This is a genomic window from Legionella drozanskii LLAP-1, assembly GCF_001467585.1.
Lineage (GTDB): Bacteria > Pseudomonadota > Gammaproteobacteria > Legionellales > Legionellaceae > Tatlockia > Tatlockia drozanskii.
This window is the reverse complement of sequence record NZ_LNXY01000020.1, coordinates 497700-517885: the sequence shown is the minus strand read 5'-3', so window position 1 is coordinate 517885 and position 20186 is coordinate 497700. Positions and strand designations below refer to the sequence as shown.

Sequence of the window (20186 nt, the reverse complement as noted above, 5' to 3'; positions counted from 1 at the left end):
ACAGCGGGGTAATCCTATTGCCTAATAATACGGTCAACTAAAATTGAGTTAGTTGCTAAAAAGAGCTTAATCTCACTATTTCTGCCCCTTCTAGTTCATCGTATCTAAACCCTGACCCACCTAAACCTTTGTAAGTTCCTGCTTCGATTAAAGCATCTCCACAAGCCCTCAGGCTATGGACTATTGCAACAACTGGGGCTAACAGCAAAGTTAACACTATGCCTGCACCAAATCTTACCATCTCTATTGGAATAGCGATTAGCCAGGCTAAAGCGTTGACAAAATCAGAGTTATCTCGTTCCTTTAAAAGGGTATCAGCTATCAATTTTCTCGCAACCAAGGGAAGAATAAAGAAATCCAAGATACCTTTTGCGCCACCTTTTTGATTATCCTTTCCTTTTAAAGTCAAATCATAATGCTCACCCACCAAAATATCAAAGGTGGCTTGCAAAGCCTCTATATACCCCAAATCCTTCATAAAAGCATTGCGGATACTCTCCCAGACACTTGCATCCAGCATTTCCTTTCCTTGGCAGTCATTACCATGTGCTAGAGAATATTGGATACCAGATTTATCTGATACGGGGTTTAGCGCGCGGAAAAAAGATAAGGCCATAAACAGACTCCGAAATGAATATATTTTAGTCAATGAGGGCAAATTTTATCATTGAGAAAGAAATTGTACAAGGTGGGTTAATTATTTATTTCCTCCTGCAATAGATCAATTTTAAATCTTAGTTTTACCTATTGGTCCAAATAGAAAAATTTGCCCAAAAAATTACAGCTGTTTATAGACTTTATAAAAGAATTTAATAAAGAGAATGAGTCAATGGTAAAAAAGATTTCGAGTTAGTTTTATTCCCTACTTTAAGCCTTTTTAACCTCTATTGAATTAACAATACAAATCTATTAAAGGTGTTAAGGCTAACAGAGATTAGGGCAGAATAAGACAATAAAAAGGAGCTTACCTTTCTGGAAGGTAAACTCCTTTCTAATTATTGATTAGCTTGGGCTTCACAGGTAATCTTGGTGCAATCTCGACAATTTTGCGCTGCATAAGCATAGGCTTTTGCTGCTGAGGCTGCTGTTTTGGCCATCTTATCATCAGCGGCTTTGTCGACATCTGTCGCAGCGCTGCTAGCATTGGTGGTACAAATCCAATTATTAGTTAAATTGGTTTTGGTCGCTGCAAAGCTTGCTGAGGCCGCTAAAATTAAACCTGCACCCACTACTAAAGAGAATGTTTTTTTCATGTTTTTTCCTTTTTTATTAGATAAGAAATCCACTTCACTTTTAGTATGCCTTGAACTTACTCTAAAGTGCTAGAATTATTTGAGGTATGATACTAGAGAGGTTCAATTGAAGTCAGACTCATTATATTTAACCTACGCTTACCGCAAAAACCTGTATAATGCATTTACATACCTACCATCAGGATTCACATTTGAATCACGAGAATCAAACCCCTTATGAGCGACTTGATCCTAATGTTATTTTGGACGCAATTGAAAGTATAGGTTTTGTTTGCACAGGCAGCCTACTCGCACTCAATAGCTACGAAAACCGTGTTTATCAAATAGGAATCGAAGATGCTGAACCCCTCATCGTTAAATTTTATAGACCTCATCGCTGGAGTACAGCCGCTATTTTAGAGGAACATCAGTTCACACTTGAGTTAGTGGAACATGAAATTCCCGTTATTGCCCCCCTAATTATAAACAATAAAACTTTACACCATCATAGTGATTTCAGATTCGCACTCTTTCCTAGACGCGGCGGTCGCGCACTAGAATTGGATAATAGCGAACAACTAGAATGGATGGGCCGCTTTATAGGACGCTTACATAGAGTTAGTGCGCCCAAAAAATTTCAGCATCGCATCCAATTAACTATCCAAAGTTACGGCCATAATCCCTACGAATATCTCATTGAAAACAACTTTATTCCTGATTATTTAAAACCTAATTTTTGCAATACAGTCGAAACAGCCTTACAAAAAATCAATCAGATATTTAAATTCATAGGTCAGATTGATCAAATACGTTTGCATGGTGATTGCCATGCAGGAAATGTATTATGGAGCGAATCAGGACCTCATATTGTGGACTTTGACGATTGCCTCACGGGCCCAGCGATACAAGATATTTGGATGTTACTTTCTGGAGACCCAAAACAAATGGATAGGCAACTGACGAAGATTTTACAGGGTTATTGTGAATTTCATGATTTTAACCCTCGCGAACGTCATTTAATCGAGGTATTACGTACCCTACGCATGCTGCATTATCCTGGGTGGCTCGCAAAACGCTGGATTGATCCTGCATTCCCTTTGAGTTTTCCATGGTTTAATACGCCTGTCTATTGGCAAACCCAAATTACAAATCTAAATGAACAGATTGAACTATTAGATCAAATTGAATATTAGATCATAGATCCGTAAGTTATTGAGATCAAATGAGACGGATACTTTCGATGGTGATAAATTTTGATAACCGAAAAATAGAATAATCACCACTTAATTTTAATAAAATCAACTTCCCCCCTCTTTCCATTTTTGAGGTATAATATCGTTCAGCTTGTTATTAATTATGATAATATGAAAGAGAAATATACTAAAATAGCCCTCTCGGCCTGTGACCATGTCCACGAGCAATGTCCTTGGGGATCTACAAATAGAGATAACAGCAAATTTTTTGATGGTCGCGAAGAAGCAATTCGTCGCTTAAATCAAACTAATAGAGATCAAAGATTAGCTGCAATTGAAGAGAAAAATAGTGAGGAAGCAAAGTTTAAAATTGTTCAGCTCCTAGCCCTTATCGCTAGGGAAGCTGGAGCTGGAAACTGCCAAGAAATGGCAGCCTTAGCTTTCCTCTATCTGCGCGAACAGGGAATAACGCATCTAGAACTAGTATCGATACCTACTCATAATTTTGTTGTTCTTGGAAGGGATACTGACACACCAATAAATGCCCCCCAAAAATGGAATAAAGAGGCAATAATTTGTGACCCTTGGCGGAGAAAATTCAAATTTGATGGTGAAGGTTTTTTCTTTAAAAATCGTATGGTTCTTTCTCCAGAAAGACTTTTAAAAAAATTGGGTGAAGATTGTGAAAATTTAACCGTTGGTTTCTCGATGAGAGATACTCCTGGCTTTAAATAAAAGTAACTATTTTTGGAAGTGGCTAACCCAATATAATTCGTCTCGTAAAAATTATATTATTCGCAGTTCACTTAACAATTAAGGATGAAGTTTTTCCGATTGCGTGAACATAAAGAGGATTAAAACGGATAAAAAAACGTATCGTTACCAACCTCATCATTGCTTATATCTAGCCTGCAATGGTATTTCCTCCTAACACAGGGAGAATTAACCCGCTGATGTATCCTGAATCCGCATTAGATGCAAGAAATACATAAGCGGGAGCCAGCTCTTCAGGTTGGGCAGGTCTACCTATTGCAGTATCTGAACCAAAATCTTTTATGGCTTTATCTTTCCTTTCTGCGGGATTTAAAGGAGTCCAAACCGGTCCAGGTGCAACGCAATTTACTCGAATACCTTTATCTAGCAAATTTTTAGCTAGCGATTTAGTAAAGGCATGAATGGCTCCTTTTGTGGAAGCATAATCCAATAACTCTTTACTTCCCTCTAACCCAGTGATTGAACCCGTATTAATAATGACACTTCCGGGTTTCATATGCGGCACTGAAAATTTAGTGAGGTAATAATAATTATAAATATTACTGGTAAAGGTATGGTCCCATTGTTCAATACTTAATGCATCAAGATTTGGTTGATGTTTTTGAAAAGCAGCATTATTAACAAGAATATCTATTTTTTTAAAATGCTCCATGGTTTTTGCTACTACTTCTTCGCAAAATTCCGGTTGCTTCAAATCACCTGGAATAAGTAAAACTTTTCTTCCTAGGGCTTCAATTTCGTTTTTAATTTTTTCTGCATCCTGTTTTTCCTCTGGTAAAAAAACTAAGGCAACATCCGCACCTTCGCGGGCGTATAATAAAGCGACTGACCGACCTATTCCTGAGTCACCTCCACTTATCAACGCCACTTTATTTTTCAATTTTCCGGCAGGCTTATAAGCCTCGGCTTTATAGTGAGGTTTAGGATTCATTTTGGCTTCGATCCCAGGAGGTGTGATAGGCTGGTGAGGAAATGGTGGCTTTGGTATTTTAGTCATAATAGCATCCTTACTTTAATATTTTCCCTCTATTCATGCGGCGACTAGAGTCAAATTGTATAAACTTTATACTTTGTAACATCTATAGAATTGATCAGACTGTGAGTAGAATTTAGTTCATTATACGATTTAAACTTTATACATGCCGCCTTAATGTTTGACAGATCTGAGCCTAGCTTTTCACTTTTAACTTCCACTACATTCTCCTAAATAATACACACAGAGATTGGAATATTGGCATTTTTTTATATTGTCCAATTAGCTCAATTATAGAACTTTTCCTCAGAGGTTGAAGTCCGACCGAAAAAAAATACGGTTTCGTTCCCATTGGACTTCAACACCTTTTAAGAGAGCAGTAAGTATGTATGAGCTGCTAAAATTGGCATGCTTCAGATTCTTTTTCTAAGTCTGTACCTAACATTTGTTGTGGATACGCGAGAGAAGAGTTCCTACTGCTGGGGAAAAAACTAAATAGTTGATCTTGAAAATTCATTGCATTTTTAAAATTGTTACACATCTTATGTAAATTAGCCTTTTCTGCAGATTGCTGTAAGTACATAAGAAGACGGGGGAAATCTGTGCCAAAATCGATAAATGGAGCAGTTTGACCTCGTCCATCGTTTAAAGCTTCTAAATAAGCTTCACGCATAAACGTGACTTTATGGTCTATTTTCTGCAACAGATCAGCTTCTTGGACTGGATCGTTGTTCACAACAGCATTATTATAAGCATCAATCCACCTGTAGGTGGATAAAAACGCTAATGTCATAGATATTTCCACAAACCTTTCCAGAAAGCTCTGAGCTAGTTTTTCATAGTTTGTTAGGAAAACAGTGTAACCCATAAACTCCTGTAGATTTTTTGCCGCTTCAGCTAACTCTTTTTCAGCTTCCTCAATTCTTCCATCATCTAGTAAATACGGAATACCAACGAAACTGTTATTTAGCTCTTTTATTAATTTATCGATCATTGTATTCAACCCCTTGGCAAAAAGGGCAACAATGTAGCATACTTTTTGACAAAATGCAGTTAGTGTAACACTCGCTTTTTATAACTGACTTATAAAGTTTTATCTTTTCAGTAACATCCGCCAACCTTAAGTTTCCCTTCAATTTTGCTTTGAAAATTGAAGGAAAACTTAAACTATTAGGTTAATGACTAAGTAAGATTTCGAGCGCAACGAATCCCATGTATAAAGTTTACTGGATCGTTGCTTGATAGAGCCGGTGCCCCGCCGAGAATGTACTCCTGAGTCCAAGCGTTACCTGGCGCACTGCCCTGGCTCGCGGTTGAGCTCCAATAGTAGCCATTATTTACAAAATTAAAAAGCTGGGTAGGATATCGTTGCAGCAAATTCACTTGGATATTAGGAATGTAATTTGCTGAGCCACTGTTGGTACAATTAAAATTGGTATCAGATACAGCATATCCCATCTGACATATAGAAGGTAGATACCAGTCTGTGAACCCTCCTGCAGTATAATTGGGTGAAATACAGCGCCCAGCGGAATAATTTGTGCCGGTGCCATATTGCGTTCGCATCGCTGAGGTATTAGTAGAGCCATTCGTACCACTGTACATGGATGAGGTCGTATTGGCACCGCCAGGCGAGTATTGCGTAGTAGACTGACCAGCGACATCGGATTGCCCTGCAACCGTTCCACCAATGGTTGCAAACGTATTGGCCCTCTCAATAATCGAAAAAAGCCAACCCGCTTGATAAAAACTGCCATAGGTTAGAATCGAAACTGAAGACGTTGGGACATTCGTATTAGTTCCTGAAATAGTGACCGTAACAGGGGTTGGGTTGCTATTGTTTGCGGGTGCACTGGGTGTGGCACCTGGAGTAACTGTGAGTGTACAAGTCCCACCTATCGCAATGTTTCCGCAGCTTGCAGGAGAAATACTACTGCCACTGGGAAGTGCCGGAGATAGAGAATAGGTGACATTATTGGCTATGTTAGAACCTGTGTTGGTGATAATGATACGCCTAGCAGTACCTGAGTTATTACCCGTGGTTGTGGTTAATCCGGTGACGCTTAGAGCCAATGTAGGCGTTGCAGTTAATGTGGTTGCAGTACTGCTAAAGCTTACATCTACGGTATGGTTAGCCGTGACGTTGAGCAACTGATAGGTCGTTCCTCCTGTTTGTGCTAGAGCTCCATCAAGTAACCACTGATTCACTGCAAAACCAGAGTTAGCTGTTGCTGTAAATGTTTGATTGCCTCCCTGATTGACAATAACCGCGCCGCTAGGGGAAATGCTACCATTAGCTCCACTGGTTGCTGTTATCGTATAGGTAATCGCAGAACAGGTCACCGACACATTGGTGACATTTGACGTACCGATAGTCCCTGAATCATTGAGAACACTACAGATTTCTCCCGCAGGCTGGCTGGATACTGTGACGCTATAAGTTGCTCCAGTAACTAAGGGCGTAGGAAAGGTAAACGGCCCGTCCCCAGTAGGAACTAAGTCATCGGTGCCATTATTCTGTAACACCAACCCACTACTCGTATAACCCGTTATTGTACCGCCTACTGTATAGGTTGGAGTAGGAATGATGCTAAACGATACATCTACGGTATGGTTAGCCGTGACGTTGAGCAGCTGATAAGTCGTTCCACCTGTTTGTGCTAGAGCTCCATCAAGTAACCACTGATTCACTTCGTAACCAGAATTAGGTGTTGCTGTAAACGTTTGATTGCCTCCCTGATTAACAATAACCGCGCCACTGGGGGAAATGCTACCATTAGCTCCACTGCTTGCTGTTATCGTATAGGTAATCGCAGAACAGGTCACCGACACATTGGTGACATTTGACGTACCGATAGTTCCCGTACCATTGAGAACACTACAGATTTGTCCCGCAGGCTGGGTGAATACAGTGACGCTATAAGTCGCTCCAGTAACTAGAGGTGTAGAAAAGGTAAACGGCCCGTTCCCGCTAGGAACTAAGTTATCCATGCCATTATTTTGTAACACCAACCCACTACTCGTATAACCCGTTACTGTGCCGCCTACCGTATAGGTTGTAGGAGTAATACTGTTAAATGTTACTTCTATTGTATGGCTAGTTGTGGTGTTAGTTAGTTGATAAGTGTTTCCACCAGTCTGGACTACAGTCCCGTCAAGCAACCATTGATTTACTTCATAACCTGAATCAGCGGTTGCTGTAAATGTTTGGCTTCCCCCTGCATTTACAGCAATCGTTCCGTTGGGTGAAATACTACCATTCACCCCACTGCTTGCTGTTATGTTATAGGTAATCGCAGAACAGGTCACCGATACATTCGTGACACTTTGCGTACCGATAGTCCCTGTACCATTAAGAACGCTACAGATTTGTCCCGGCGGTTGAACCGCTACAGTGATGTTATAAGTTGACCCAGTCTCTAGTGGTACAGGAAAAGTAAATGTTCCATTGGTACTAAGAGTTAAGTTATCGCTTCCATTATTTTGTAGTACCAAACCATTATTCGTATAACCTGTTACTGTACCGCCCACAGTATAAGCTGAAGGTGTGGGTGTCGGTTCATTCTGATTTAAACATACTGTGGTCGGTGTTTGTGAGTTCACTGAAAACAAACAATAGCCATTATAAATAGGCGTACAACCCGTAAGTGTGATACCCGGTGTATTGACCTTAATTCCTGCTGCCGGATAAATATGAAACGGAATAGTCGTACGAATAGATAAGCAGGGTCCGGTGACCTGATAATTTTGGCAGCTGAGTGGTCCTTGGCCATTCAAACAGAGGATAATATTTGCTGCTGGCGCCGAACCACTGCTTGTAACGACAAAAAGATTTCCCGTACCAGCATGTATTGTATTATTTAAAACAACCAATAAAATAAGAGTCCATAAGGTCTTTAGCATTGTTACTATTCCTTTATTATTTTTTATACACTGATCGAACATAAAACGGCGTTCGCATACGTACTTCCCGTACTAAGACTAGTTAATAACTGATCGGTACGCGGCCTAAAACGGCCTTGGCCTAAGTAGAAGAAACGATAACCGCATTCCAAGGGAATATTCCCAAAAATTTGGTTCAACCTAAACCCAATTCCTGCTGTAGCACTAAAGGTTGTCCTTGTGTGACTTAAAAAAGCATGATCTGAAAGAGTTACTCCATCGTCAATGGAACGCTCCTTAAAATCACTCAGGTACATGAAGTTAGGGCCAATACCGACATTAAGAACTAAAGATGATTTATTGGAATACAAAGGAATCGTTGATTTGGCAACAGCATAAACTGGAAAATGAGTCACCTTATAACGGTAGGATAAATTAGTGAATAAATCCTCTTGAATCACCTCGCCTGAAACGGAGGTTGAGGGCAGGTAAAATCCATTAAGTCCATAACTTATGTTCATCGAGTTTTTATCTGAAATAAAATAACCCAATCCCACAAGAGCATTAGAGTCTTTGTGGTTAGTAATCGTAAAGCGGTCACCAATTAAACCAGCAATATCAATGTGTTGATCTTTGCCTTGATAACTCCAATAGCCACCCGCCTGGAATACCAGATGTCCCTGCTTTAACGTTTTGATAAAGGGAAAAAAGATGTTTTTCCCAGAGGAACTGTGTACAGAATGATTAATTTCTTGGCTAGATAGCTGACTACTATAAACTGGGCCGAATAGAAGCAAGATCAACCCATACACCAGATATTTTTTACCACCCATCAACGACTCCTTTCTACAAGCATGAAACTCTATTTTTATTCAACAAGTTAACTAAACAGAGCAAGAATAGCAACAAAATACTTAAATGGCATCGTCAACTTAACGTTACTGCTAAACTAGGGCAATTTTCTGAACACCAATGCTTGATCATGCCGGTGAAAAACGAACACGTTGCTAAGCGACCCATTTGACTTCAAATGCTGTTAGAGTTTGAAAGGCCAACTTAGAGTGAAGTCGTTTTCGATTATAATAGATTTCGATGTATGCGAAAATATGATTTTTAGCTGCTGTCCTCGTTGCGAATTTTTCCCCATGAATAACCTCAGCTCAGCCTGTTGAATTTCTATGACCGATAATATTGTTGATTAAATATTGTGTTTTCATTTAAATAAATAGGTTTAACCTAAGGAAAAATGAGCACCAGCTTCCTTGGCCCAGCCCGCTTGGGGTAGTAGTGCTGTTTCTAGATTGAGTAAATAAAACATGAGAAGATTATTTTACTTTAAGATAGAGTTTCCATTGGAATTTGAATACAGTATTGCACACCCCAACCCTAATCCTAATGAGGCTGTTGTTGCAAATAACCCTACTTTTAACCAGTTAATTTTATCTTGCTTCAAAACACTATTGATTTCTTCACTATTAAAATAAGAAGGTAAATCAATTTGTTGTTTAACTTCAACGTCACCAAGATTATCTAAGACGACTTTTCTTCTAACAGTTTCATTATCTCGACCTAGACTATTGGGGATTTTTGCATCGCATATTAATCGAGTACTTTCAGAGTAAAAAAATCCATAGGGGAAAGAAACATTCTTTTTCTTAGTCAAAGAAATATTGCTTCCACCAAGAATTCCCGTTGTATTCTCAATGTTTTCTTTTAGAGCATTTAGCATGCTAGGAATACTTGAAAAATTGACTTGTAGCAAACTATCGCGCATCCCATGACAAGTTGAAACGCAGCTTATAATTACACCCTCTGGTTTTACTAATTTTTTAAAATTCGCAGCGGAAATTAGATAAGATGAATCGCACAAATCAACAATAATTAAATCAAATTGACTACCATTTTGTTTTTCAACCCAATCGACCCATGTAGATAGAAAAACCTCATTATAAATTTCAGAACCTATATCACCATGTTCGCCGGTTATAAGTAACACTGATTCACTAGAATTATCATTGTTATCATTGAAAGGTATGGAAGGAATTTGTTGTTTCTTTCGATTGATGTTGATTAGATTTACATCCAGGACATGCAAATTATTGCGCCAAACTTCAGTGTTTTGGCGATTATCTACTGTAGGATCAGAACAAATTATAAAAATATTTAGCATACAACAACTGGGATATTTCATCTATGTGAAAGTTAATTTTACAATAAACAAGTTAAGGGAGTATTAACTATCAAAATGATTTATTTTTAAGCCTCTCCTACGTCAAGGCCGCGCTTGCGCCAGGAAAAAGTCATGATTGCGAGCCGACATATTCATGAAAGCTAGCCGTAAATTAGAATAAATAATAATTTATTAATAAAAATAAATTATAATATTTTTTTAACTTTTGTAAAAAAATACAAAAATATACTGATTAAAATATTAATTGTTTAAATTAAGGAAAAATAACTATGTTTCATTCACAACCTAGACCATCTAAACTTCACCAAATGTACTCTGACTTAGATGTATTAAGGGATAAAATTTCGTCAAAACAAGATTATATCAATAAGTTAAGTGTCTCTCTTGCAATCCTAACCAACAATAACATTCCTGCAGAAATATTAATGGGTCGCAATCAAAGGGATTTAATGGTTGATGAGTCTAATATTAATGAGATTTATAATGATGCTTTACAACGCCTTAAAAAGGTAGATCGCGACAGCTACAATTTTCACACTGCACCGATGTTTGCTCCATCTACTTTCTACGATAAAAAATCTCAAACTATAAACATTTTTAAAGAATTACAGACAATCGCTAAAAAGGAATTTGAAGAACTAGAGTTGGATCGTATTAACCTGCAGGAATTAATTGCACAAGAAAATTCACCCTCATCTTTTACTAATGGTTTTTAATTTTCACAACTCTGGGCTAAGGTAGGAATGGAACTGTGTGTTTAAGTGGGGCCCATTTTGTGACAGCTTAGTTTCGTTTGCGTTGTAATAAGTTGTGATTATTAGCGGTTAAGCTACCATATTATGCCTTGCTGAGTTTGTCAGAGAGAAGTTGCTAGAAGATTGGAGCCCTGAGCAAATTAGTGGTTATGCACCATTGGTAGTTGTTTTCAATCAGTCACGACGAATTTATCAATTTGCTATGGAAGACAAAGAACAGGGTGGGCAACTGTACATGTTAATTGGACTTAAAAATTATGAAATCACCTATTTGTAATGTTGAAAAACCAGACTACTTACAGTTAATAGAGATATGGGAAAAATCTGTACGAGCAACACATGACTTCTTACCCGATAAAGAAATCGATGAACTAAAACCATTAATTCTAAATAATTATTTTAATGCTGTTCTTCTTAAATGCAGCAAAAATATAGAGGGTAAAATTATTGGGTTTATTGGTGTTGCAGAGTACAAAATAGAAATGCTTTTTATATCACCAGATGTACAAGGACAGGGAATTGGTTCAGCATTGTGCCAATATGCTATTGAACATCTGGGAGCAACCAAGGTCGATGTCAATGAGCAAAATCATCGAGCAAGGGAATTTTATAAAAAAATTGGTTTTAACGTTGTTAATCGTTCAGAACTTGATGGACAGGGAAAGCCCTATCCAATTCTACATATGGAATATAGGGAAACGTAAATTTTGACAGGAATGGGTCGCTACTCCGAATTATATTATTAATAAGCAGACTCCGCATGCTCAATTAGGTCCATGCCCAATTGCTCTTCTTCAGGCTTAGGTCGTATTTCCATAAATCTTTTCAAGAAATACAAAATAACTGCTGTGCCAATTGTGCTTGTCACAATGACGGCGACTAGTTGCAGTACCTCAGCGCTTAGAAAATCGGAAGAATCTTTATGAGCCGGCAAGGGAGGGGCTAAGACTATTGCAGCGGTTAGTGCTGCAAAGCCAGCGTTAATATGCACAACGGTACCACCGGCAAAATCGATTGCTCCTAAGGCTTTGTCGATAAACCATTTGGGTGCACATCTTTAAAAGTTGCGAAAATCTTCAATGTCCATGGTTAAAATTACTTGGGTTTTTTGGATTGTTGGTATTGTAATTCTTCAGCAGCTAAATTTTTAATATCAGCTGGAGAAATACTAAAAACTTGAGTTTTCAAACCAACCCAACCTGGATAGCTTACAATAAGAGAAAATTCATTGTTCTGGGGTTGCGATTTAATAGACACTTTAGATGTTCCATCACTCTTCACTCCCTTGTCTATGTAATCACGCCAATTTCGTACTATACATTTTGCTGCTAGGCTTCTTTCTTCTTCTGAAACCATGAGTGGCGGAGTTACTGATTCAAAAAAAAGATTTAATCTTTGTCTCGGTGGTGTTTTTGCCCTTTCATCAAACTTCTCAATTTCTTCCGGGACTGCTTTTTCTTCGCTAACTTTCTTCTTGGGATTGTTAATATATTCCTTCGCAGTTTTCACATCTAAAGAAAACTCACCAATTGGTTTGTAGGTAAGCTTCCTATAGGGATGAACAAAAACTTTAATAGTATCTTGATCAATCGCTTCGAAGCTCAATCCCCCAGTTCCATCGCTAGGAACCCAATATAGTTTGCCCTCAGAGTTATTTCCTTGAAAATCACCAGGATTATCTAGAATATATCTTCTTAATTTTTCTTGCTCAATTTCGCTAAGCGGCATAGTGGGTTTAGGTAGTGGGGGCAGCGGCGTAGTAGTTAACAAATTATTAATTCTTTTTAAAACTGCTTGTACTTTTGCATCCGTCTCTTTAACAAATTCACTTTTCGATATAAATTCTGAAATCAGTTTTCGTTGCGCAGCATCTGTTAATCTAATAGATCCCGTGAGTAAACTCTCAATATTGTCTAAGACAGATAACTTTGGATCTGATTCTTCATGACTATGAATTAGCTGGGTAATAAGTTTTGCATTTACGTTTGCTAACTCCTCCATATCCTTGGGAGTAAGTGCTCGCCCTGTTTGTAATGGACCTTTAAATCCAGATGGTGGTCTTTTCATAAATTCCTCGTTTTTTCGACTATCTAACTAATTATAATATATTTGAGAATATATTAAGTAGAATGAATCAGGGTAGCGGCCCCATCAGATGTGGACTTCAAACCTCGAGTATAATAATGTGAAATAAAGCAATGAAATTAAAATCAATGAGAACAGTATGGGCCATTTAACGCCTGAAGACATTATACAAGAAATGATTTCGCCAGAAGCTTATTTTCCAGGAAATCCCAATTATCCGTTGTTAATTTACAAACAAGTCTTTTCGGCTGGGAATGAAACACCGAAAGAGATTCAAACTCGATTGGAGCGCAATAACTGGGATCAGTCTTGGATTGATAGCATTTATGATTTTCATCATTATCACAGTTCGACGCATGAAGTATTAGTCATTATTTCAGGGGATGGTCAAGTTCAATTCGGTGGTGAGCAAGGTTCTACTCATACTATTAGCGCAGGCGATGTCGTCATCATTCCTGCGGGCGTTGCCCACAAAAGCTTAAATCTAAGCGATAACTTTCGCTGTATTGGGGCTTACCCTTTTAATATCAGCGTCGACATGAAATTGGGAAGGGTAGAGGAATATTTAAAAGCAATAGAAACGGTTAAACAGATTGGCTTACCTAAAAAAGACCCTGTCTTTGGTGAAAAGGGTTTGCTTTTTGATTACTGGCATTCTAGCAAATAACAGTTACTTCCTCTTACTGATGAAGAAAACAAACTTTTATCACCTAATGGAAGTGTAAGTCCGTTGGTGCGTTTAATGCTCATAACAACGTTTTGCCCTTAATACCGATGTTGAAACCATTTTAAAGTAATTTTCAGTTGCCACTTGTGAAAATCTGCCTATCAGTTACAACGTCGCACCGACAGAGCCGGCACTTTGTTTAGTCAGGAATGAAGCCCAAATAACAGGGGTTCTAATGCGCTGGGGCATTAGACCTTGGTATTCTCATGCCTTAACCGGTAAAAAACCACCCTACTCATTAATGCCAAGGCTGAATCCATTTTAGAAAAACCGAGCGCATGCCCTGGATGCTCTCACACCGTCAGACCCAAGAATGACTAAGAGAAGAACATTAACTGTAGCCCACCTTAAAGAACTATTAGCGCAAGATAAGCCCATCGATTTAATGGCCTACCCTGTCACTCATGCAGTCAATAGTGCCAAATATAAAGAAAAAGACTCTATTAAACCGAAAGTCTAATCTGCCTTGCGCTTCGATATAAGGATTAGGATAAGCCCTCAAGGCTTGCTACCGCCCTTCCCACTCTATTTCTTCCCACGTGGTAGGTGGAAATTGTTGATTCTAGGCTTTGAATAATCGACTTTTCGATGCACTTAAACGATTTGGTAGTGGGCAGCCATAAACAAATTAGCGCGTATCAAAATAAATTAAACAACCATAAAAAAGAGTTTTATCGGGCACCTGTCCATAGCGATAATTAGAACGAACTTGATTGACCAAACCGGTCTAGCGGTAGACCGCTAGACCGGCATCATGTGTCGTATTCGACGCGACTTGCACGCCTACTTTTTACTGCCGCCTCCTGCATCTGAAAACTTAATAAATCTATTTGGTTTTTCTCGTTATAGGTGCAATCGCAATAAAGCGTTGAGCGATTGGTTCTAAAAATGATTTCTGCTTTTTTCTTCGCTTGAGTAAAGTTAGCAGGGGGATTTGCGTAAACAAAAGCGACACCTGGTAGAAGCATAGCCATTAAAAATAATCGTCTTATTATAGTGCATTGCTGAACCATGCCATTCACACTCTAAATAGTCAGGTTTATGCCATTTAGATTCAAGTAAGCCTGTTTCAGGGATGCTTTTTGTTCTATTGAAAGAACTACAACCACAACCCTTATTACAATTAATTTTCCGTAAGCGTTTGGGGCATCGACACTTTCAGTTCATCAGCTAGTCGCGATGCAATTTTCCTAGTTTGCGCGGTAACACAGCCTAAATCAGTCGTAAGAAAAAAAGAACCTTTCGTTAGTTCGCCGACAACATAGAGATGATTCATCGTTTGCCTTTGATTATTCACTACTTTAAGTGTTTCTTTTTCAATTTGTATACCGCCTAAAGGATGTTGAGCGATAAGGCCACTTTCAAGCATTTTTTGAAGCAACGGCAAGGTTGATGCCTCATAACTGGGCCCGGTTGCATTAATAAGCCAATTGGATTTAATCGTTTGTCCATTTTGGCAATGGGCTAAAAATTGACTGTTCTCAAGGGAAATCTCTTTAAGACCACCCAAGACCGTGAGTTGTTGTTGCCGAAGTAATTCCTTTATTTTGTAAGCATTTTCTAGCGGAAATGCCGCAAGATAAGTAATAAAAAGACTATAAAACTCCGCCATAAATAAAGTCTGATCACGACAATTAAGTAAAGTCCAAAGATGAGGCGTTAAAGGATAAAGAGCAAATAAAAATTGCTGCCAAGGACGAGCACCCTCCTCTGCCTCATTAATTTCATGAGTTATCCAATCAAGAGCAGAAATATCATGAGCTGATTTTGGAAACGCTTTAAGATGCCCTATATCACCTAGCTCTTCTAATTCCTGCCAAAATAATTGGTTTAAGTCTTTAAGATTTAAACTGCTCCCATTTGCTTTCTTAGTCAGCCCCTCTAACGTCATGTATTTTAATGAGTAGGGCGGAATAGTTTTACCGAGCACCGTCGGCAATAAACCACTACGAGACATCATCGTTAACTTTCCTCGATGATTCATACGTTTTAATTTAAGCGCCACATCAATCGCTGTGAGACGAGAACCGATAATGGTCACCGGCTCATCTTGGTCTATCACTTTAAAATACTGACTTTCTATCGGATTATGCACATAGCCCTTTTGTCCATTAAGTTCAGCAAAGGCTGTCGAAGGCATATGACCTGGGCTTAATACGACATAGTGCACGTCATAATCCTCTCGTGATGAAATCACTTGAAACGTACCCTCATCGGTTGCTTTCACATCCAATACTTCATGATTAATTAAATATTGTATAGTTAGCCCTTGGGATTCTGCTTCAATTTGCGCGCGAATTGCGCGGTACTCTAAATACTGACCAAACAAATAACGAGAAGGAAACTGGCTTTCATCATTCAAATCATGCTCAATGAGCCATTGAACAAACTGATTGGATTCACCAGAAACTGGCTCCATTATCTCCTTAGGCAAATTTAACAGATAGCTTTCTTCTTGCCCTCCATAAGGAAGACCATGGCCAATGTGAGAATTTTTTTCAAACACTAAAATTTCAATCCCTATATTCAAATCGGCTAATTGATTTTTTAGTTCGATACACAATGAAACGCTAGCAGGCCCACCACCTATAATGGCAATTTTTATCATCATTCACCCTATTCCATGACATAACCAACTTCGTCTTTAAAAGATAAGTCGCACAACCTATTGATTTGCTTAGCAAGCCCTTGAATAGTCAAAGCCGCACTGCAAAAATTTAAATTAACTTTAAATACCTGATTTAGCTCACTCATCAACGTCGCAAGAACTAAAGAAGAGCCGCCCAATTCATAATAATTTTGGTCAACACCAATCTCCTTGATGGATAATTGTTTTTTCCAAACAAGTAGAATTTGTTCTTCCAGCGCATTACGAGGTGCAAGTATAACTGGTTTAAGCTCACCAATAATCTGCTGTGAAGCAAACGCTCTATCAACCTTTCCATTTTGTGTAAGGACTAGTTCTTTAATGAGGTAGATGCGTTTTGGCAAATAGTAATTTGGCAAATGCTCTTTAATTGGAGACATCACTTCTTCATACGTTAAGCTCTCATCACTCGCTAAAATAAAGCAGCCAAGTTCATGGTGATGATTTTGCATTGACGCATAAGCAATACCAAATTCAATCTTTGGTTGCTGATTCAGTACCGCCTCTAAGGCGGGTAACTCTACACGATTCCCATAAATTTTAGTATGCGATTGATTCCGCCCTAAAAATTCAATGGTGCCATCTTCTAATAATTTTCCAAAATCACCCGTTCGATAAAGCCTTTCTTTTGTTTGAGGACGAGTAATAAACCGCTCCTTAGTTAAGTCTTCTCGACCGAGATAGCCTTTAGCAACGCCTTTACCGCCTATATAAATTTCACCGATTTCGTTAGTTGATAATTGGTTTAATTGTTCATCCAATAGATAAACATTCACATGAGAAAACGGTTTACCAATAGGCACTAAGTCAGTATCAGCAAAGCTCCCTTTACTGTCTTCAAAAAAAGTACTATCAATAGTAGCTTCTGTTAACCCATAAGAATTGACTAGACGCACTGAAGAACCAAATAGATTTTTTGCCGCTCTAAACTCTCTCATCGTCCATAAATCAGAGCCACAAACGAGTAAACGAAACTGATTAAACGGTATTTGATGTAATTTCATATACGACATCAAATTTCTTAACACGGCCGGAATAAATTCAGCACAGCTTACTTTAGTCTTTTTAATTAATTCGATTAATGCTTGAGGATGCAAAAGAATTTCTTTGGAGCACAACACAAGCTCAGCCCCTGAGCCCAAGGCCCTTAAATAATCACCCGCAAATACATCAAAACAAGGATGAGCCATTTGAAGATGAACATCACTCGCCGTTAAGTCATAAGCCTTTTCCCAAGAATAATAAGTCCACACTAAATTATCATGAGTGACTTCAACCCCCTTAGGTAGACCAGTTGTCCCAGAGGTATAAATGACATACGCAGAATCCGATGAAAGAGGCTTTTTCACTAAATTGGTTTTCGGAAATTGGCCTACCTCCTGCTCAATGTCATCTAAATTGATGACTTCAATTCCCTGCTTTGCAAAACGAGAACCAAATTTCGATTGAGTAATGACCTTTGTCGCCTGAGAATCTAAAAGGATAGCTTCAATCATCGAATCCGTGGCGTCGGTTGAGATCGGAATATAGGCAAGCCCTGTTTTTAAAATGGCTAATAGCGATACCATAGACTCTATTGATTTTTCTAAAAACAAGGGAATAAATGAAGTTAAACCCCCTTTTTCAATTAAATAATGTGCCAATTGATTCGCTTTGGCATTTAATTCACTGTAAGTGAGTCGTTTTTCATTAAAATTTAAGGCGAATCGATTTGGATATTGATTAACTTGATATTCAAAAAGACAGGGAACATTTGGCAATAAAGGCATATATCAGACCTCCGTTTTTTTGTTGGACTCTTTTTTCCATAACCGAGGATGATACCTCAAATTGGTTCAATCTGCAAAGTTACTCTACAATTTAAATTAATAAAACCCTATCTGACTGCAATATGAATGCAACGTTAAATCTTTTACAACAAATCATCTTAAGAGTGCCCAATTATGTATTCTGGAAAGATAAAAATTTAACTTATCGAGGCTCAAATGCGAACTTTGCAAAGAGTTTAGGCTTTGATGACATTAATCAACTGATAGGAAAAACAGACGATGACATTCCTGGTACTCAAGCGTTTGCTCAGGAATATCAAGAAGAAGATAAACACATCTTACGCACCGGAGAATCCATTTTAGGCAAAGAAGTCAGGCTTCTCATACCCAATGAAAAAGAAAAAATTCTCTCCATCAGTAAAGTGCCCTTATTTGATGAAACAGGCGCAATCAGTGGTATTTTAGGGATCTATATTGATATTACTCATATCAAAGAAAATGAACTCATTTTATCAGACGCCAAAGAAAAGGCCGAAGTAGCAAGTCAGGCTAAAACCGAATTTCTTGAAAACATGCGCCACGACATTAGAACACCGCTGACAGGGATTGTAGGGTTTGCTGATATTCTTAAAATGGAAGCAGAAAAACCTCAAATCAAGGAATACGCTGATAATCTCGTCGCTTCAAGCCACGCTCTTCTTGACTTGATGGATGAAGTGTTAGAGGCAATTCGTGTAAGCTCTGGCGAAATTCCAAACCTTAAACGAAAGTTTAATTTACAAAAAGCACTTGAGCAGATCATTAATCTAAATTGTTCAAAAGCCGCTCAGAAAAAATTAGACCTTTCGCTTGATTTTGATCCCAACCTACCAAAGCATGTGATTGGTGATAAAGTTCGGATTCACCGAATTATCTTAGAATTAGTCGCTAATGCGCTTAATTTCACCGATCTTGGCTTTGTTAAACTTACCGCTTCGCTTGGAAAACGCAATCAGCGAGAGGTGATTATTCAACTCACCGTAGAAGACTCAGGCATTGGCATTCCTAAAGAAAAGCAACAAGAAATCTATGTGCAATTTAAACGCCTAACCCCCTCTTACAAAGGCATTTATAAAGGCGCAGGCTTAGGGCTTTTTGTGGTTAAGCAGTTTATCGACGAGCTAGGTGGTGAAATTTATGTAGAAAGTGAGCCCAGAAAGGGTTCGCGCTTTACTTGTATCATTCCTCTTAAAGAGCCTCTTCTTGATAATGATTTAGGACTTGATGAAGCCATGGAAGCCGAAATTGAAGCGCCTTATGAAACAACCTATGCTCAACATATAAAACCTGTCCAAGAAAAAGCAAAAGAAGGCCAACTTCTTGTTCTTGTTGTCGAAGATAACGCCATTGCTCAAACCGTAGCTAAAGCACTGCTTAAACAATTAAATTGTGAAGCCCATATTGCAGAAACAGGGAGAAAGGCAGTCGACCTATGGCGAATCAACCATTACGATCTCATTTTTATGGACATCGGATTGCCCGATATCGATGGCTATGAAGTCACACACCAAATTCGTATTCAAGAGTTAACTCGAAAAACCCATACGCCCATTATTGCCCTTACCGCTCATGCAGGTGATGAAAATAAAAAGCGATGTATCGATGCTGGCATGAATGCAGTCATTACGAAACCTCTCACCGCACAAAATTGTGCCGACATCCTAGATGGGTTTATTCCTGGTCATCATCAGCCTAAAAAAGATAGCGATAAAGAGCATTACTTATCTGATATGCCCGATAACGAAGCTTGTCTTTTTAATCTGACTGAATTTCCCTCTTTAGATATCGAAGAGGGAATTAAAACCACTGGCAGTGAAGATTCTTTAGCAGAAATGCTGTCTTTTTTGATGAATGATTCTCTGCCTAAAGATTTAGCTCAAATGAAGAAAGCACATGATGCCCATGATTGGAATAAGACA

The 20186-nt window shown here is 38.5% G+C and carries 21 protein-coding genes; 8 read left to right on the top strand and 13 right to left on the bottom strand.

What is annotated here, in order from left to right; all coding sequences use genetic code 11:
* Window positions 1-55: 55 nt before the first annotated feature.
* Window positions 56-616 (bottom strand): hypothetical protein, encoded by a 561-nt coding sequence (locus Ldro_RS06645; protein ID WP_058495615.1) that lies wholly within the window; start codon window positions 614-616, stop codon window positions 56-58.
* Window positions 617-995: 379 nt separating this feature from the next.
* The gene (locus Ldro_RS06640; protein ID WP_058495614.1) at window positions 996-1253 is read right to left on the bottom strand and encodes a hypothetical protein; all 258 of its coding nucleotides are present in this window, start codon (window positions 1251-1253) and stop codon (window positions 996-998) included.
* A 191-nt stretch (window positions 1254-1444) separates the two neighbouring features.
* Here Ldro_RS06640 and Ldro_RS06635 point away from each other — a divergent pair, with 191 nt between their 5' ends.
* Window positions 1445-2425 carry a serine/threonine protein kinase gene (locus Ldro_RS06635; RefSeq protein ID WP_058495613.1) on the top strand — a complete coding sequence of 327 codons (981 nt, stop codon included), beginning with the start codon at window positions 1445-1447 and terminating at the stop codon, window positions 2423-2425.
* Window positions 2426-2596: 171 nt separating this feature from the next.
* The gene (locus Ldro_RS06630) at window positions 2597-3160 is read left to right on the top strand and encodes a hypothetical protein (RefSeq protein WP_058495612.1); all 564 of its coding nucleotides are present in this window, start codon (window positions 2597-2599) and stop codon (window positions 3158-3160) included.
* A gap of 169 nt (window positions 3161-3329) precedes the next feature.
* On the opposite strand, the gene Ldro_RS06625 is transcribed toward Ldro_RS06630, so the two are convergent.
* The 6 genes from Ldro_RS06625 to Ldro_RS06605 all read right to left on the bottom strand — a co-directional run bounded on the left by Ldro_RS06625 (window position 3330) and on the right by Ldro_RS06605 (window position 10224).
* The gene (locus tag Ldro_RS06625; RefSeq protein ID WP_058495611.1) at window positions 3330-4196 is read right to left on the bottom strand and encodes an SDR family oxidoreductase; all 867 of its coding nucleotides are present in this window, start codon (window positions 4194-4196) and stop codon (window positions 3330-3332) included.
* Between the two features lie 373 nt (window positions 4197-4569).
* Window positions 4570-5166 carry a hypothetical protein gene (locus tag Ldro_RS06620; RefSeq protein ID WP_058495610.1) on the bottom strand — a complete coding sequence of 199 codons (597 nt, stop codon included), beginning with the start codon at window positions 5164-5166 and terminating at the stop codon, window positions 4570-4572.
* A 188-nt stretch (window positions 5167-5354) separates the two neighbouring features.
* The gene (locus Ldro_RS06615; protein ID WP_058495609.1) at window positions 5355-8075 is read right to left on the bottom strand and encodes a beta strand repeat-containing protein; all 2721 of its coding nucleotides are present in this window, start codon (window positions 8073-8075) and stop codon (window positions 5355-5357) included.
* A gap of 23 nt (window positions 8076-8098) precedes the next feature.
* Window positions 8099-8887 carry a hypothetical protein gene (locus Ldro_RS06610; RefSeq protein ID WP_058495608.1) on the bottom strand — a complete coding sequence of 263 codons (789 nt, stop codon included), beginning with the start codon at window positions 8885-8887 and terminating at the stop codon, window positions 8099-8101.
* Window positions 8888-9061: 174 nt separating this feature from the next.
* A complete protein-coding gene (locus Ldro_RS16985; protein ID WP_083497936.1) occupies window positions 9062-9205 on the bottom strand; it encodes an IS3 family transposase in 144 nt (47 codons plus the stop codon).
* 179 nt (window positions 9206-9384) lie between these two features.
* The gene (locus Ldro_RS06605) at window positions 9385-10224 is read right to left on the bottom strand and encodes a hypothetical protein (protein WP_058495607.1); all 840 of its coding nucleotides are present in this window, start codon (window positions 10222-10224) and stop codon (window positions 9385-9387) included.
* A gap of 290 nt (window positions 10225-10514) precedes the next feature.
* Between Ldro_RS06605 and Ldro_RS06600 the strand changes: the two genes are divergently transcribed.
* The 3 genes from Ldro_RS06600 to Ldro_RS06595 all read left to right on the top strand — a co-directional run bounded on the left by Ldro_RS06600 (window position 10515) and on the right by Ldro_RS06595 (window position 11704).
* Entirely contained in the window at window positions 10515-10961 is a 447-nt protein-coding gene (locus tag Ldro_RS06600; RefSeq protein WP_058495606.1) for a hypothetical protein, read from the top strand.
* A gap of 151 nt (window positions 10962-11112) precedes the next feature.
* Window positions 11113-11277, top strand: coding sequence for a hypothetical protein (locus tag Ldro_RS16295; RefSeq protein ID WP_157066466.1), 165 nt, complete (start codon window positions 11113-11115; stop codon window positions 11275-11277).
* Window positions 11258-11704 carry a GNAT family N-acetyltransferase gene (locus tag Ldro_RS06595; protein ID WP_058495605.1) on the top strand — a complete coding sequence of 149 codons (447 nt, stop codon included), beginning with the start codon at window positions 11258-11260 and terminating at the stop codon, window positions 11702-11704. Before Ldro_RS16295 ends, Ldro_RS06595 begins: the two co-directional genes overlap by 20 nt.
* Before the next feature lie 38 nt (window positions 11705-11742).
* Here the strand turns inward: Ldro_RS06595 and Ldro_RS16650 are convergent, their stop codons facing one another.
* Together Ldro_RS16650 and Ldro_RS06585 are read right to left on the bottom strand one after the other, a co-directional pair.
* Complete coding sequence (locus Ldro_RS16650; protein WP_274519113.1) at window positions 11743-12015, bottom strand: hypothetical protein; 273 nt, start codon at window positions 12013-12015, stop codon at window positions 11743-11745.
* An 80-nt stretch (window positions 12016-12095) separates the two neighbouring features.
* Entirely contained in the window at window positions 12096-13067 is a 972-nt protein-coding gene (locus Ldro_RS06585; RefSeq protein ID WP_058495603.1) for a hypothetical protein, read from the bottom strand.
* 157 nt (window positions 13068-13224) lie between these two features.
* Here Ldro_RS06585 and Ldro_RS06580 point away from each other — a divergent pair, with 157 nt between their 5' ends.
* A complete protein-coding gene (locus Ldro_RS06580) occupies window positions 13225-13752 on the top strand; it encodes a cupin domain-containing protein (RefSeq protein ID WP_058495602.1) in 528 nt (175 codons plus the stop codon).
* A gap of 373 nt (window positions 13753-14125) precedes the next feature.
* Window positions 14126-14272 (top strand): hypothetical protein, encoded by a 147-nt coding sequence (locus Ldro_RS16285; RefSeq protein ID WP_157066465.1) that lies wholly within the window; start codon window positions 14126-14128, stop codon window positions 14270-14272.
* Between the two features lie 292 nt (window positions 14273-14564).
* Here the strand turns inward: Ldro_RS16285 and Ldro_RS06575 are convergent, their stop codons facing one another.
* The 3 genes from Ldro_RS06575 to Ldro_RS06565 form a co-directional block, all read right to left on the bottom strand.
* The gene (locus tag Ldro_RS06575) at window positions 14565-14825 is read right to left on the bottom strand and encodes an HNH endonuclease family protein (RefSeq protein ID WP_131764222.1); all 261 of its coding nucleotides are present in this window, start codon (window positions 14823-14825) and stop codon (window positions 14565-14567) included.
* A gap of 110 nt (window positions 14826-14935) precedes the next feature.
* The gene (locus Ldro_RS06570) at window positions 14936-16423 is read right to left on the bottom strand and encodes an FAD/NAD(P)-binding protein (protein WP_058495600.1); all 1488 of its coding nucleotides are present in this window, start codon (window positions 16421-16423) and stop codon (window positions 14936-14938) included.
* A gap of 5 nt (window positions 16424-16428) precedes the next feature.
* Window positions 16429-18228 carry a non-ribosomal peptide synthetase gene (locus Ldro_RS06565; RefSeq protein WP_058495599.1) on the bottom strand — a complete coding sequence of 600 codons (1800 nt, stop codon included), beginning with the start codon at window positions 18226-18228 and terminating at the stop codon, window positions 16429-16431.
* A 122-nt stretch (window positions 18229-18350) separates the two neighbouring features.
* Between Ldro_RS06565 and Ldro_RS06560 the strand changes: the two genes are divergently transcribed.
* The coding region (locus tag Ldro_RS06560; protein ID WP_193786635.1) for a response regulator at window positions 18351-20186 on the top strand (1836 nt) is incomplete at its 3' end.